The 14,631-nt window shown below is 68.5% G+C and carries 11 protein-coding genes and 2 pseudogenes; all 13 read right to left on the bottom strand.

The window, feature by feature from the left end:
- Positions 1-76: 76 nt before the first annotated feature.
- The gene (locus U5775_RS05595) at positions 77-1,129 is read right to left on the bottom strand and encodes a chemotaxis response regulator protein-glutamate methylesterase (protein ID WP_322057124.1); all 1,053 of its coding nucleotides are present in this window, start codon (positions 1,127-1,129) and stop codon (positions 77-79) included.
- Positions 1,129-3,627, bottom strand: coding sequence for a hybrid sensor histidine kinase/response regulator (locus tag U5775_RS05590; RefSeq protein WP_322057123.1), 2,499 nt, complete (start codon positions 3,625-3,627; stop codon positions 1,129-1,131). The genes U5775_RS05595 and U5775_RS05590 overlap by 1 nt, the downstream gene beginning before the upstream one ends.
- Positions 3,624-4,364 (bottom strand): chemotaxis protein CheW, encoded by a 741-nt coding sequence (locus U5775_RS05585; RefSeq protein WP_322057195.1) that lies wholly within the window; start codon positions 4,362-4,364, stop codon positions 3,624-3,626. The genes U5775_RS05590 and U5775_RS05585 overlap by 4 nt, the downstream gene beginning before the upstream one ends.
- A gap of 55 nt (positions 4,365-4,419) precedes the next feature.
- Positions 4,420-6,021: a CheR family methyltransferase gene (locus U5775_RS05580; RefSeq protein WP_322057122.1), complete on the bottom strand. Its 1,602-nt coding sequence runs from the start codon at positions 6,019-6,021 to the stop codon at positions 4,420-4,422.
- Positions 6,018-6,605, bottom strand: a complete 588-nt coding sequence (locus U5775_RS05575) for a chemotaxis protein CheW (protein ID WP_322057121.1) — start codon at positions 6,603-6,605, stop codon at positions 6,018-6,020. The genes U5775_RS05580 and U5775_RS05575 overlap by 4 nt, the downstream gene beginning before the upstream one ends.
- Before the next feature lie 91 nt (positions 6,606-6,696).
- Positions 6,697-7,848 (bottom strand): annotated as a pseudogene (locus U5775_RS05570) (methyl-accepting chemotaxis protein); the annotation flags it as partial.
- Positions 7,849-7,851: 3 nt separating this feature from the next.
- Positions 7,852-8,250 (bottom strand): annotated as a pseudogene (locus U5775_RS39410) (methyl-accepting chemotaxis protein); the annotation flags it as partial.
- A gap of 388 nt (positions 8,251-8,638) precedes the next feature.
- A complete protein-coding gene (locus U5775_RS05565; protein WP_322057119.1) occupies positions 8,639-10,156 on the bottom strand; it encodes an ImmA/IrrE family metallo-endopeptidase in 1,518 nt (505 codons plus the stop codon).
- Positions 10,156-10,584 carry a hypothetical protein gene (locus tag U5775_RS05560; RefSeq protein ID WP_322057118.1) on the bottom strand — a complete coding sequence of 143 codons (429 nt, stop codon included), beginning with the start codon at positions 10,582-10,584 and terminating at the stop codon, positions 10,156-10,158. Before U5775_RS05560 ends, U5775_RS05565 begins: the two co-directional genes overlap by 1 nt.
- A gap of 290 nt (positions 10,585-10,874) precedes the next feature.
- On the bottom strand, positions 10,875-11,549 hold the full coding sequence (locus U5775_RS05555; protein ID WP_322057117.1) for a TetR family transcriptional regulator: 675 nt from the start codon (positions 11,547-11,549) through the stop codon (positions 10,875-10,877).
- Between the two features lie 204 nt (positions 11,550-11,753).
- Entirely contained in the window at positions 11,754-13,166 is a 1,413-nt protein-coding gene (locus tag U5775_RS05550; protein WP_322057116.1) for an MFS transporter, read from the bottom strand.
- A gap of 90 nt (positions 13,167-13,256) precedes the next feature.
- Positions 13,257-14,153, bottom strand: coding sequence for a shikimate dehydrogenase (locus U5775_RS05545; RefSeq protein WP_322057115.1), 897 nt, complete (start codon positions 14,151-14,153; stop codon positions 13,257-13,259).
- The gene (gene aroQ / locus U5775_RS05540; protein WP_322057114.1) at positions 14,150-14,605 is read right to left on the bottom strand and encodes a type II 3-dehydroquinate dehydratase; all 456 of its coding nucleotides are present in this window, start codon (positions 14,603-14,605) and stop codon (positions 14,150-14,152) included. Before aroQ ends, U5775_RS05545 begins: the two co-directional genes overlap by 4 nt.
- Positions 14,606-14,631 lie beyond the last annotated feature (26 nt).

Below are 14,631 nucleotides of genomic sequence, written 5' to 3'. Positions count from 1 at the left end.
CAGTCGTGGATTCAATCGCTGGTTCAATCACTCGAGGTCTATCGGGCGCTTTCACGGTAGGGTCCGGAGACGGTCGTCAAGGTGCGCTCGGGCTCGCCATGCCGGACACGCCCGGCGCGCCCTGCCTCCCCAGCCGGCTAGCAATCTCGCCGGCGATCGCGGGAAGCGGCAGGATCGCGCGCGCGGCGCCCAGCGCGGCGGCCGCTTTCGGCATGCCGTAGACGGCGCTCGTCGCCTCGTCCTGGGCGATCGTGTAGTAGCCCTTGGCGCGCATCGCCTTCAGGCCGATGGCGCCGTCGCGCCCCATGCCCGTGAGCAGCACGCCGATCGCCTCGCCGGGCCAGTGCTCGACGACGCTATGAAAAAAGGTGTCCACGGACGGCCGATACGGCGTCTCGGCCGGCTCGCGCGTATAGGCGAGGCGCCCGGTGGCCGTCATGCGCAGATGGTCGTTGGTCGCCGCGAGCAGCGCTTCGCCCGGCGTCGGCCGGTCGCCTTCGCGCGCGACGCGCACCTTGAGCGCGGTTTGCCCGTCGAGCCAGTCGGCCATGCCGAGCGCGAACGACTGGTCCACGTGCTGCACGATCACGATGCCCGCGTTGAGGGTGGCTGGCAGTTCGCCCAGCACCGTCGCAAGCGCGGTAGGCCCGCCCGCCGAGGCGCCGATCGCCACGAGCGGCGTGCGCGCATCGGGCGCCGCCGCGAACGTCTCGGGCGCGCGCGCCGCTTCGATGGCGCCGTTCACGCGGCCGATCTGGTCGATCTTCGCGAGCAGCAGGTCCATCGTGCTGCGCGCGGCGGGGCCCGCGAGCGTGGGCGTGTCGACGGCGTCCAGCGCGCCCGCGCCCATCGCCTCGTAGACGCGCCAGGCGTTCGCGCCCACGCTGCTCGTGACGATCAGGATCGGGCACGGCGAGCGCGCCATGATGCGGCGCGTGGCCTCCACGCCGTCGAGCCGGGGCATTACGAGATCCATCAGGATCACGTCGGGCGGCTGCGCGGCGCAAAAGTCCACGGCCTGCTCGCCGTCGGCGGCCACCCACAGCACGCGATGCCCGGGTCGCGCGGCGATCGCGTGGCGCAGCGCCTCTACGGCGAGCGGCATATCGTTCGCGATACCGATGTTCATCAGGTCGCCTCTCCGATCAGGTCGTTCACGGCATCGAGCAGCGCTTCGTCGTGGAAGCTGCCCTTGGTCAGATAGTAATCGGCGCCGGCGTCGAGGCCGCGGCGCCGGTCGTCCTCGCGGTCCTTGTACGAGACGATCATGACCGGCACGCTGCGCTGCTGCGGGTCGTTGCGGATCATCGTGACGAGCTCGATGCCGTCCATGCGCGGCATGTCCACGTCGGTGATGACGAGGTCGTAGTGGCCGTTGCGCAGCGTGTTCCAGCCGTCCATGCCGTCCACGGCGACGCTCACCGCGTAGCCGCGTTTTTCGAGGAGCTTGCGCTCCAGCTCCCGCACGGTCAAGGAATCCTCGACCACGAGGATGCGCTTGCGTTCGCGCGTGGTGGCAGCCGCGCCGCGCGCCACGCCCGCGAGCTGGCCTTCGCGCACGAGGCGCGCGACCGAGGCCACGAGATCCTCCACGTCGACGATCAGCGCCACCGCGCCGTCGTCGAGCAACGCCGCGGCGGCCACGTTGCGCACCTTGCCGAGGCGCGCGTCGAGTGGTTGCACGGCCAAGGTGCGCTCGCCCGCGAAGCGGTCGACGGCGATGCCGTAGAGCGCCGCGTCGTGATCGGCGCCATGGCTCGCGCCGATGAGCACGACGCACACGTCGTCCGAGCTCGCCTGTGCGCCGCTCGCGCCGAGCAACTGGCGCGCGGTGACGAGCCCCACGGGACGCCCTTCATAGACGATGTGCTGCTGGCCCTCGAGCATCTCGATGGCTTCGCGCGGCACGCGCAGCGCGCGCCGCACGTGCGCGAGCGGGAACGCATAGGCCTCGCCCGCCACCTCGACGATCAGGCTGCGCAGCACCGAAAGCGTGAGCGGCAATTGCAGCACGAAGCGCGTGCCGCGCCCCGCCACACTTTCGATGCGCACCGTGCCGCGCACGGCCTTGGCGAAATTCTGCACGGCGTCGAGCCCCACGCCGCGCCCCGAGACGTCGGTCACGCGCTCGCGCATCGTGAAGCCGGGCAGCAGCAGGAATTCGAGCAGCTCGGGCTCCGACATGGCCGCGACGGCATCGGGCTGCGCGAGGCCGCGCGCGACGATCGCGCGCCGGAGCGCGGCGAGGTCGACGCCGGCGCCGTCGTCGGCCACGGCGATCAGCAGCTTGCCCGCGCTGTGGCGCGCTTCGAGCGTGAGGCGCGCCTCCTCGGGCTTGCCGGCGCGGCCGCGCGTCTCGGGGTCTTCGACGCCATGATCGAGCGCGTTGCGCAGCAGGTGGCCGAGCGGCGCGTCGAGCATTTCGAGGATGTCGCGGTCCACCTGGGTCGTCTCGCCTTCGATGACGAGGCGCACGCGCTTGCCGAGCGAGCGTGCGAGGTCGCGCACGATGCGCGGATACGCGTGCACCGCGTCGCCGAACGGGCGCATGCGGCATTGCAGGGCTTCGTCGTAGAGACGCTGCGCGAGCTGGGTGCCGCGCCGGTCGATGCGGTCGAGGTCGTCAAAGCGTTCGGCGAGCTGGCGCTCGAGCGCCGCAAGCTGCTCGCGGATGCCCGCGAGCGCGGTGCGCGCCTCGGCGCCGAGCGTCGGCGCGTGGCGCTCGTGGAACTGGCCCAGCGCCGCGAGCGCATCGCCCTGGGCGCGGCGCACCCGCAGCAAGGTGTTGGCGAACGGGCGCATGCGGCGCGACTCCACCAGCGACTCGCCCGCGAGACCCAGCAGGCGGTCGAGCGTGCCCGCGCGCACGCGCAGCATGCGGTCGCGGTCCTGGGTTGCCGTGGCGGGCTGCGTGGAGGTGGGCGTGGAAACGGATGCTTCAGGGGCGACGGCGTCGCGAGCGAGGTTGCCGTCAACGTCACGGCCAATGCCTCGGGCCAGGTCTGCGTCCATCGCGCCGCTCATGCCATCGTCAATGGCACTGCCTATGTCATGGCCGGCGTTGCCGATGGCTTCTGCAAACGCGGATTCGCCATATGCCCCGGCTTGACCCGATGACTGCGAGTCCAAACCCGATATGCCCGCGAGACTCGCGGCCAGCAGCGCCTCGGCGTCCGACAATCCCGATGGCGCCGCGCCTTGCCCCGGCTGCGCGGACACAGGCGCAGCGGAGCCCGCCGCGCTCCCCGCCCCGGCCAGCCGCGCGACAAAATCGTCGACGGCCTCGCGCGCGAGCGGTGGCGCCGACGCGTCGCCCGCCGCCAGCAGCAGATCGATGCCGACCAGCAGCGCGTCGATGCGCGCGGCGTCGACTATCAGCGCACCGTGCTGCGCGGCGACGAAGCAATCCTCCATCGCGCTCGCCACGTCCACGGCCTCGGGCAGCCCGACGATGCGCGCCGCACCCTTGAGCGAATGCGTCGCGCGCATGCAGGCTTCGAGCGTGGGCGCGTCGGCGGGCGTGGCCTCGAGCGCGAGCAGGCCTGCCGAGAGCGTGCGCGTCTGCGTCCCGGCCTCCTCGCGAAAGAGATCGAGGAGCGAGCGGCGGCTCAGTTCGTCGTCGCTCATCTGAGGCTCCGGGTCAGCGCGCCGAACAGCGCATCGGGTTCGAGCACGCCCACCGAGCGCCCGCGCCATGCGAACACGCCGCGCACGTGGCGGCCCGCCGCGTGCGCGAGCGTGGCGGGCGCGGGCAGCAAATCGTCCTTGCCGAAGTAGGCTACGCCTTCGACATCGTCGACCGGAAAGGCCGTCGTCTCGCCGCCCCACTCGGCCACGAGCAGGCGCGGCGTGGCGGGCCGCGCACCGGGAACGCCCGGCACGCCGGAAGCTGCTGACGGGGCTTTCGCCGCTGCATCCGCTTTTGCGCCCAACGTCGCGCCCGCGCTTGCGTCCGCCGTCGCATCGATCCGCAGCAACTCGGCGAGCGAGGCCGCGAGCGTCAGCACGCCGCGCACGTTCACGACGCCGAGCACCGCGGGACTGCGCCGGTGCGGCAGCGAGTGAATCGGGCGCGCCTCGCCCACGTAGCGCAGCGCCTGCGCAGTGAGCGCGAGCCATTCGGCGCCCACGCGGAACACCAGCGAGCCCTCTCCGCGCGCCGCGCTGGATGGCGCGGCATGGCCGCTGCCGGGCTCGGGCGCGCGCGCCGTGCGCTGCGCGGGGCGGTCGAGCATGCGCGCGGCGGCTTCCTCGAAGACGGGGCAGTTCAGGCAGCGCACATAGTGCGCAAGGCGCTCGCACGAGCCGTCGCCGCGCGTGCCGATGCGGTTCCAGCAGTCGTCGCGCGCGGTCGAATCGTCCATGGCGTCGGGCGCTTGCTGGATCGCGTGCATGTCGTTGAGGGGCGAGGAAGTCGAGTCACGCATCTACGCCTCCGGGACCCGGGCTGCGCTGCGCGGCGCGTTCGGCCCGGCGCATCAGGCGGCGCGCGCCATCGGCGTCGCCCTGCACTTCGAGCAGCGCCGCGAGATGCGTGAGCGCTTCGTAATGGCCGGGCTCCAGGTACAGCGCCTTGCGATAGTGCTCCAGCGCGAACGCGGCGCGGCCCTGGGCGTCGGCGATCAGGCCGAGCAGATACCACGCCTCGGCATCGTGCGGCGACGCCTGCGCGATTTGCGCGGCGGCGCGGGCGGCTTCGTCGAGCGCGCCGGCGTCGGCGAGGCGGCGTGCCGATGCCAATGTGGCGACGCCGGGCTTGGCGGCCGCGTTCGCCGCAGCGCCGGACGCTACGGCACCCGGAAGCGCGGCAGCCTTCGCCGATGTCGCTCGCGTCGGTGGGAAAGCGACTGCGCCGTTACCCGACGCGCGCATGGCGGCCGAAGTCGCCCATACGCCGGGCGACGCCGCGCCTGCGGCGTCCGCCTTCCGCACGGTCGGCATGGTCGGCACAGGCGGCGCGATTGGCACAGAGGGCGCGGGCGGCACGGCAGCCAGTGGACGCCGCGCAGGTGACGCCGCCTGTACCGCGCCGATCGTGGAGATCGTGGACATCGCCGCGCCCGGCAACGCAGCCGCCCACGCGGGCCGCAAGGTGTCCGAAACATGCGGGCCGGACACGCCACGCCCGCCGCCCTCGCCCGGCGCCGTGAAGCCGAACGCGAGCGGAATCTGCGCCGACATCCATTCATGACGCATCATGAGCCCCGTCTCCGCGGGCCCGACGAAGATCATCCCGCCATCGGCAAGACGCGCGCGCAGCAGGCCGATCGCGCGGTCCTGCGCTTCGCGATCGAAGTAGATCAGCACGTTGCGGCAGAAGATGAAGTCGTAGCGCACGGGATGCGCGGCCAGCCAGTCGAACAGGTTCGCGCGCTCGAACGACACGGCGCGCCGCACGGCGTCGGCGAGCTGCCAGCCGTCGGGCGTCGCGTGGAAGTAGCGCTCGCGAAACGCCAGCGCGTCGCCGCGAAACGCATTGCGGCCATAGACGCCGCGCGTCGCCGCTTCGATCGAGGCCGCGCTGATGTCGATGGCGTCGATGCCGAACTGCTCGTGCGCGAGGCCCGCGTCGATGAGCGCCATCGCCGCCGAATAGGGCTCCTCGCCGGTCGAGCACGGCGCGCTAAGCACCCGCACGACCTCGCCGGGCTGCACGGCCAGCCGCTGCGCCCCGCCGCGCGCGAGCGCCGCGAACGCCTCGCGCTCGCGGAAGAACCAGGTTTCGGGCACCACGAGCGCGTCGATGAGCGCCTGGCGCTCGGCGGCATCGGTCGTGAGACGCCTCCAGTAGGCGTCCCGCACCGCCTCGGGCAGAGCCGCGCCGCCTTCCCATTGCGCGGGCATCGTTGTGGCGCGCGAGGCGCGCGCGCCGTCCTGCGCGCCGGATGCCGCAATCGCGGCTGCGCGCGCGGCCACCGCACGCGCAAGCGCGTGGGTGCCCAGCGATTCGGCATCGATGCCGGTCTCCTGCGCGAGCCAGGCCGCGAAGCGCGGGTCCGTATGCTTTTGGGCCGACATCATGGCGTGTGCCCGGTTGGCATAGAGCCAGGCGCGAGATCGCCGGGCATGCCCGCGTCGCGCCACGTGGGCGGATCGGGAAAGAGCAGCGCGCGCACGCGCTCGTCGAGGAGCTGCTCGACCTTCACCCATTGCACGAAGCCATGCGCGTCGCTCGCCACGGGACCGAGCCAGCGCGCCCCGGGCGTGGCAATGCCGCCTTCGGCGAACGCCTCGGGCGCGAGCGTCTGGGTGCGCGTCGCGCATTCGAGCAGCAGCGCGATGCAGCGCGGCGGGGCGCTGTCTTCCGACGACGCCGAAGCCGACGCCGCATCCCGATTCGCGCCCGAAGTCGTCGCCAAAGCCGCCGGCGCTTTATCGTTCACGAGCACGAGCCGCGTCGACATCAGCGCGCGCGCCGGCCGGCCGAGCGCGAGCATCGCCATGTCGACGACGGGCACCGGCGCGCCCTCGTGCTCGATCACGCCCGCGATATACGGCGGCGTGCCCGCGAATGCGCGCACCGGCTGCAGCGGCAGCACGCGCACGATTTCGCGCGCATCGAGCGCGTAGCGTTCGCCGTCCAGCTCGAACACGAGAAACAGCATCGCGGCTCCGTTCAATGGACCGAAAAACGGCGGACCGACACACCGGTCCCGCCGGGACGCGCCCGCGTCCACATCAAACGACTCACGTCACTCACGCCTCGATCCTGAACCGCGAGACGCCCGTGCGCAGCTCGTTGGCGACGAGCGTGAGATTGTCGATGGCCTGCGAAGACTGGCGCAGCGACTCGGCAGTCTGCTGCGCGGCCTCGGAAAGCTGCGTGAGCGCCTGGGTGATCTGCTCGGCGCTGGTGGCCTGCGCCTGCATGCCGTCGTTGACCACCTGGAAGCGCGGCGCGAGCGTCTGCACCGCGCCGATGATCTGCGAAAGCTGCACGCCCACTTCCTGCACGTCGTGCATGCCGCGACGCACTTCCTCGGCGAACTTGTCCATGCCCATCACGCCCGCCGAGACCGCCGACTGGATCTCCTTGACGGTCTGCTCGATGTCGTAGGTCGCGACCGCCGTCTGGTCGGCGAGACGCCGGATCTCGGTCGCCACCACGGCGAAACCGCGACCGTACTCGCCGGCCTTTTCCGCCTCGATGGCGGCGTTCAGCGAAAGCAGATTGGTCTGGTCGGCGACCTTGGTGATCGTCGCCACGACCTGGTTGATGCTCACGGCCTTCTCGTTGAGGATCGCGAGCTTGGCGTTCACCGAGCCCGCGGCCTCCATCACGCTGCGCATGGTGTCCTCCATGTGCGTGAGGCCGCTCTGGCTCGTGCTCGCGAGCGCCGCCGACTGCTCGGCCACAGTCGCCACCTCGCCCATCGTGCGCACGAGGTCGCGCGCCGTGGCGAAGATCTCGCGCGAAGTCGCGCCGATCTCGGTCGTGGTGGCCGCGGTCTCGCTCGCCGTGGCCTGCTGCTCCTTCGAAGTGGCCGCCACCTCGGCCACCGAGGTGCTCACCTGGAGCGACGACTTCTGTGCCTGGGCAACGAGACTCGCGAGCTCGTCGCTCATGCGGTTGAAGCCGTCCTCGAGCACGCCGAACTCATCGCGCCGGTTCAGTTGCAGACGCTGCGAAAGATTGCCCATGCGCATCGAATCGTGGACCTCGACGAGGCGCGTCATCGGCCGGGTGATCGCGCGGTGCAGCGCATAGCCGGTCACGAGCGCCGCGAGCAGCATGACGGCGAGCGCCGCGGCGAGCGTGATCTCGGTACCCGCGACCGAGCCGCGGATGGTCTGCGCCGACTCGTCGGCCTGGTCGCGGTTTTCGTCGACGAGAGAATTGGCCGTGCCCACCACGTCCTGCCACGAGGCGTCGATCTGCATGAACGCGGCCTGCGCCGCCGCGCGCTGCGCGGGCAGTTGACGCGCGACGGCCATCAACTGCGGCAGGTAGCGCGCGTAGGCTTCGTGATAGCGCTGGTAGCGCGTGCGGTCGTCGCTGCGAAACAACGTGGCCTCGTAGTGCGTGGCGTCCTGATCGACCTGATGGGCGGCGGCGGGCAGTTCGCCCAGCACGCGCGCGATGCCCGCTGCATCGGGCTCGACGAAGGCGGCGCGCTCGACGAGGCTATAGACCTCTTTCGTGGATGAGCGTAGCGAAGTCGAATAGAACAACCCCGGCACGGAATCGCGCGTGAGGCTCAGGGCTTCCTCGTCGATGGTGCGCAGGCGGTCCCAGGAGATCGCGGCCATCACGAGCATCAGCACGAACAGCAGGCCGAAGCTCAAGATGATGCGCGTTCCGAGTGTGTAGCGGCCGTGGGTCTGGTTCGGGAGTCCGGCTGAGCCGGAACGGGGCATGGCTGTGCTCATTACGCGTGGCCTTATCCGGTTGGCAAGGGAAGACGCCCGGCGCCTGCGCAGCGCGCGAGCGTACAGACGACCTGGCAAAAGCCCGTCGGCCGGGCTTCCGGGCGACGGGCAGCCGGGCGGCGGGCATCCGGGGCGTAGTGTAATGCGTCCGGGTACTTTTATGGGATAAGGGAAGAACAGGGTGCGCTGGCGCGGTGTCCCGTGTGTTGTTTTTTGAGCTTGCCCGCTGCCCGGGACGATACCCGGGCAGGAGTGGATTACACCGGTCTCATTGCCCGGTGCCCGTCTCCAGGCTTTTATTTCTCAGCCGCTCTCGCTCGGCATCATCGATGAGGTTGACGTTGTAGAGATGCTCGATGAGCGCCGAAAAGCCGACGCCGACACTCTTTGCCAGATTGCGCACTTCGCTCTCGGTGGAGCGGCCACGCAAAGGGCCAAGCGACCGACTGATTGCGCCAGCCGATGCCAGGAACATCGCGGCAAACGCGTTAGCCCGCTTTTCTGTTCGTGCGGAAGCCCAAGGCCCGCTCAGATGCGACAGCCTTTTGGCGCGGGTGCGGTCAAAGAGGACATGGCACAGTTCATGGGCCAACGTGAAGCGGCGCCCGGCATCGTTGACGTTATACGGACTCTTCTTGTTCACCAGAATCGCCGGAGAGAAACCCTCTCCCGCAACTGCGACGCCGCGTATCGCGTCGGTATCGAGTTCGACGTCCTCCACGCGAATGCCCAGGTCGTCCAGCACCCGCTCGATATCGACATAAAGTTGTTCAGGCTCGATTCGCAGTTCATCACGCACCTCCTCTGCGAGCCGATAGCCTTCCTCGTATGGCTGCAGCCATGCCTCGTTTGCCGGATTCATCGTCAAAGCCGCGACGGCATCGCTTTCCATGCCGCCTCGTTGCGTCTTGAGGAATTCGACCAGACGCCGAATATCGGGCTCGTCCATATTCACGTGGGTGCCGCCGAACATCAACACGGCGGAATCGAGAAACTCGATCGCGGGGATGTCGTCGACGAGTTCGATCTCATGTTCGAAGCCGACCGCCTGGCGCGCGTGCTCCAGCAAAGCCTGAACACGTTCCCCAACGTACCGGAGCTCGAGCGTGCTGAAGGGTGTGCCTTTCAGATTCTCGAATGCTTTCCTGAGCGCATCGACGCTGGCCTTGTCGCCCTCGTTCGCCACCTTGGCGGACTGCGTTGCCCAATCGAGGAATTGCCATAAAGGCTCGGCCACCGCGCGCACCGGAAGCGTTGCATATCCGGGCAACAAGTTCAGCGCAAAACCATCGGGCGCATACGCAGGTTGCCGGTCAAGCCACGATATTTCGATATCGTCAGCGACGCGACGGAAATAGATGTCCGGATAGAGTGCACTGGAGTCTGCCGCCCGGAGCGCGTGCCTGTGCCACCAGGCCTGGGTGTTGCGGTACAGGTCGCGCCCGGCCTGGTTCGACGAGGCAATCGTTCGTTCGAGCGCCGCAAGCGTCGAGACTGCGGCAGGGCCACCGGATTTATCCAACCAGGCGTACCCTTGCTCGTGCAAAAGCCAGGTCCACGAAGCCATCAGCCACTGGATGACGGGCGAGAGGTACCACGACAGATAATCCTTCGACTGAGCGCCAAACCTGTGTTCAGTCAGCACCTGGCCGCCGACCGTGATGCGGAGGTCCCCGGTGGACCATCCCTCTTCCAAAGGCAGCCGTGCGCGTTGTTCCCGATCGGTCGACCACCGAGCTGCGATTTCGAACCGGTCAGGCGAACCAAACGAAATGAATTCACTCATCACAGGTCACTATTCAAGGCCCAGTGCAGATCGCCGGCATGCGTCGGGCGGCACACCCTCAAATCGCGTCTCGATACCTTCCCGGCGTCGAGCCATTCCTCGCAGATCTCAGGAGGAACGCTCTCCCACGGAACAGGATAGCCATGCCATGTGCCGTCGGCAGTCGGTTTGGCCTCAAAGGCGATACCGCGTGCCGTGGCAAAGCGCCGGCGCCCGTCGGGAGAAACGACCGCCTCACTGAACATCCGGTGAGCCTCGGTTTCTTGCCAGCAATGGCGGTACGGATCGGTCGCGAAGCTGCCCTTGCGGGTCTGATGGGTCCATTCGGGACAAAGCGTTCCCTTTGGGCCTTCGACAGGACGATTCTTGTGTTTTTGGGAGCCGCGATAAAGGGATGCTGCAGTCTTGCGGGCGGCGGCGCGAGTCATGATCTGGGGATCCGGAGGCTGTGGGCTTGCGGGGCCGGCGGCACAACCAAGGTTGCAGGCACACCCGCCGGAGCGCCGAACAAGTGTATCAGGGCAACTTCAGCGAAACCCGAACCACGCTCATGGTGGGACCACGCAACAGCCCGCCTGAACAGCTGTCTTGATCTGGAAACACCGATGCGCGACGTACTGCCTGAAACAGCGGAACATGATTCAGCCCTTTTACGCTGTCGAGCCAACCGGCATTCCGTCTTTCGCTTCGCGCGAGGCCACGCCGCGAAAACCCTCGCTCAGCCGCCCTTGCGCGCAAACCTCGCCACCGCATCCACCACCATCTCACGGTGCCGCGCGCGCAACCGCGGATGCGAGGGATCGCGCCCGAACGCCGCGCCGAAAGTATGGCGGTTGCTCACCCGATGAAAGCACATCGAGCTGATGAGCAAATGCAGGTCGATCGGATCGATGTCGTCGCGGAACACGCCCGCGCTCACGCCGCGCGCGAGCAGGTCCTCGATCGTGCGGATCACGCTGGCGTTGCGGCTGCGGAACGTCTTGAGCCGCTCGATGTACTTGGCGCCATGAATGTTCTCGATCGTCACGAGGCGCACGAAGTCGCGATGGCGGTCGTGATAGTCGAAGGTGAATTCGACGAGGCGCTTCAGGCCCGCCTCGGGATCGAGCTCGTCGATATGCAGGTCCTGCTCCAGCGCCCGGATGTCGGCGTACACCTTGTCGAGCACCGCTTCGTACAGCCCTTCCTTGCTGCCGAAGTAGTAATAGAGCATGCGCTTGGTGGTATTCGTGCGCTCGGCGATCTGGTCCACGCGCGCGCCCGCGAGACCCATCGCCGAAAACTCGGCGGTCGCGACTTCGAGGATATTGCGCTTCGTCTGCTCCGGGTCGTACTTGCGCCGGCTTTCGGATTGAGCGTCGTTGCTTTCGGCCGAAGCCGCCGGTCTTGCCATTTTTTATGGAGCGCGAGTGGGAAGGAATGCGGCCGATTCTAGCATGGGCGCCGCCGCGTCCCGCCTCGCACGGAGCCCCGCCCGGCGTCCCTTGAAGGCCGTCCGGGCGGGCCCCGGCGGCCGCCAGTGCTCGGGACAAGCGCGGGACAATCGGGGACAATCGGGCGATCCGGCGCTCTCGCCATCCGCGAGCCGCATGGGCCTTTATAGCTCGATGCGCTTGATGTCGCCCACCACGAAGATGTACGAGGCGGCGCCCACCAGCGCGATAGCGCCGATGAACGCGAGCGCCCAGACGAACGAGCCCGTCGCGCCCACGATCACCCCGACCACGAGCGGCGTGACGATGCCGGCAAGATTGGCCGCCAGGTTGAAGATGCCGCCCGTGAGGCCGAGCATGCCGGCCGGCGCGATATCGGACACGAGCGTCCAGCCGAGCGCGGCCATCCCCTGGGCGAAGAACGCCACCGAGAGGATCGCGATCACGGTCACGTTGCTCTGCACGAAGTTCGCGAGAATGATGCACGAGGCGAGCAGCAGACCGGCGATGATCGGCAGCTTGCGCGCCACGTTGGCCGAGAAGCCGCGGCGCAGCATCCAGTCCGAGAACGTGCCGCCGAACATCACGCCGATCGAGGCGGCGATGAACGGCATGATCGCGAAGAAGCCGATCTTGAGCCAGCCCATGTGACGCTCGGTGGCGAGGTAGGTCGGGAACCAGGTGAGGAAGAACACGAGCGTGGAGTTGCCCGCGAACTGGCCGAGGCAGATGCCCGCGAGCTGACGGCGGCGCAGCAGCTTGCCGGCCATGCGCCAGTCGAAGCCGCGCTGGCTTGCGTCCTTGCCTTCGCTCGTACCTTCGGCGGCTTGCGCGTTGTCCGCATCGGTCTTCGTATCGGCTTTCGTGTCATGCCTGCGGTCGTGCTTCGCGAGGCCGCCGCCCGCCTCGATATAGTCGAGCTCCGCGCGGTTGGCCCCCGGATGATCGTGCGGCTCGCGGTAGAAGCACCACCAGACGAGCCCGAACACGAGCCCCACGCCGCCCACCACGTAGAACAGCGAGCGCCAGCCGTAGGCGCCCATCAGCGCGAACAGGAAGGGGCTGAAGAACGCGAGGCCGACATACTCGCCCACCGTATACGTCCCGGTCGCGAACGCGCGCTCCTGTTGCGGGAACCACGTCGCCACCACGCGGCTATTGGTGGGAAAGCATGGCGATTCGGCCACGCCGAGACCCAGCCGGCACGCAAGCAGCGCCCCCACGCCGCCGACGAAGCCCTGCACGAGCGTGCACAGCGACCAGAACGTCATGGCGAGGTAATACGTGAGCTTGCTGCCGAAGCGGTCGAGGAACACGCCGCCCGGGATCTGCGCGACCACGTAGCTCCACGAGAACGCCGAGAAGAGCAGCCCCATGAGCGCCGCGTTGATGCCCAGCTCCTTGGTGAGCTGCGGCGCCGCGATGCCGAGCACCGTGCGGTCCAGATAGTTGATCATGGTGCCCACGGCCAGCAGGCCGAGGATCTTGTAGCGCGCCTTCGAGCGCCGCAACGCGCCTTCTGCGGGCGTCGCGGCAAGGGTAGGCGCGTCGCGCCCCGTGGATACGGGTGGTGCCATGTCTCTCTCCTGACTATTCCAACCGTCGATGACCGAGGCGACTCGAACAGCGGGTCATCGGCTATCGGCTATCTATCGGTTATCTATGCGTTATTGGCCGGCGTCCTGCGCCAGCATCGACTGCAGATGCGCATACATGCGCTCGGCGTCGGGCTCGAGGCCGGTGAAGAGCCGGAACGCGTCCACGGCCTGATAGACCGCCATCCCGCCGCCGCTCAAGATGCGGCAGCCGCGCGCCTCGGCCGCTTCGAGCAGCGCCGTGCGAATCGGGAAATAGACGATGTCGGCCACCCACAGGTGCGCGTGCAGATACTCGGCGGGCAGCGGCAAGCCGGGCAATTTCGCCATGCCGGTGGGCGTGGCGTGAATGAGGCCCGTGGCGGCGGCCAGCGTCGCCTCCAGATCGCCGCCCGCACTCACGCGCGCCGCAGGAAAGCGCGCCTGCAATTCGTCGGCGAGCGCCTGCGCGCGCGCGGGGTCCACGTCGAACAGCGCGAGGGCGCGCGCCCCCATCTGCAGCGCGGCATGCGCGACCGCCGCGCCCGCTCCGCCCGCGCCCAGTTGCACGACCGATTCGAGCGAGACGTCGGGCAAGCCGCGCCGGAACGCGCTCGCGAAGCCCGACCAGTCGGTGTTGTGGCCGATGCGCTTGCCGTCGCGGAACAGCACCGTGTTCACGGCGCCGAGCGCGCGCGCGTCGTCGGACAGTTCGTCGAGCAGCGGGATCACGGCCTGCTTGCACGGATAGGTGATGTTCAGGCCGTCGAAGCCCATGCGCTGCGCGGCGAGCAGCAACTCGGGCAGCGCGTCGGCCGTGAGGCCCAGCGCGTCGAGATCGATGCGCCGATACACATAGTTGAAGCCGAGCTCGCGCCCTTCCTTCTCGTGCATCGCGGGCGTGAGCGACCCGCCGATACCCTTGCCGATCAGCCCGCAAAGGAACGAGCGCGGTTTCGTGCGTGGTTTCGTGTTGCCTTGCGGGCTCATCTGGACACCTTCCCGGCCAGCAGCGTGGCCATGCGTTCGAGCGCGAGCACGTAGCCCTGGGTGCCGCAGCCGACGATGATGCCCTCGGCGATCGGCGAAACGAACGAATGGTGCCGGAACGCCTCGCGCTTGTGGACGTTCGAGATATGGACCTCGATCACGGGCTTCGCGATGGCCGAAAGCGCATCGGCAATCGCGAGCGACGTATGCGTATAAGCGGCGGGATTGATGACGATGCCGTCGACGCGCGTGCGCATTTCATGCAGCCAGTCGATCAACTGATGCTCGGCGTTCGACTGGCGAAAGTCGACTTCGAGTTCCAGCCGCTGCGCGGCTTCGCGGCACAGGCGCGCCACGTCGTCCAGCGTTTCTGACCCATATATCGCGGGTTCCCGCGTTCCCAGAAGATTGAGATTCGGCCCGTTCAGGACCAGTACCGACGGCAATTGCATCAGGCGCTCCCCACACATACACAAAC

This window comes from Paraburkholderia sp. J63 (assembly GCF_905220245.1).
Classification (GTDB): Bacteria; Pseudomonadota; Gammaproteobacteria; order Burkholderiales; family Burkholderiaceae; genus Paraburkholderia.
This window is presented reverse-complemented; position numbering and strand designations above follow the sequence as displayed.

Coding starts and splice junctions, on each gene's coding strand:
- U5775_RS05565 (WP_322057119.1), bottom strand. CDS start 10,156: ATGAGTGAATTCATTTCGTTTGGTTCGCCTGACCGGTTCGAAATCGCA.
- U5775_RS05575 (WP_322057121.1), bottom strand. CDS start 6,605: ATGCTGTTTCTCGTGTTCGAGCTGGACGGCGAACGCTACGCGCTCGAT.
- U5775_RS05550 (WP_322057116.1), bottom strand. CDS start 13,166: ATGGCACCACCCGTATCCACGGGGCGCGACGCGCCTACCCTTGCCGCG.
- U5775_RS05590 (WP_322057123.1), bottom strand. CDS start 3,627: ATGAGCGACGACGAACTGAGCCGCCGCTCGCTCCTCGATCTCTTTCGC.
- U5775_RS05555 (WP_322057117.1), bottom strand. CDS start 11,549: ATGGCAAGACCGGCGGCTTCGGCCGAAAGCAACGACGCTCAATCCGAA.
- U5775_RS05595 (WP_322057124.1), bottom strand. CDS start 1,129: ATGAACATCGGTATCGCGAACGATATGCCGCTCGCCGTAGAGGCGCTG.
- U5775_RS05545 (WP_322057115.1), bottom strand. CDS start 14,153: ATGAGCCCGCAAGGCAACACGAAACCACGCACGAAACCGCGCTCGTTC.
- U5775_RS05580 (WP_322057122.1), bottom strand. CDS start 6,021: ATGATGTCGGCCCAAAAGCATACGGACCCGCGCTTCGCGGCCTGGCTC.
- U5775_RS05560 (WP_322057118.1), bottom strand. CDS start 10,584: ATGACTCGCGCCGCCGCCCGCAAGACTGCAGCATCCCTTTATCGCGGC.
- U5775_RS05585 (WP_322057195.1), bottom strand. CDS start 4,364: ATGGACGATTCGACCGCGCGCGACGACTGCTGGAACCGCATCGGCACG.
- aroQ (WP_322057114.1), bottom strand. CDS start 14,605: ATGCAATTGCCGTCGGTACTGGTCCTGAACGGGCCGAATCTCAATCTT.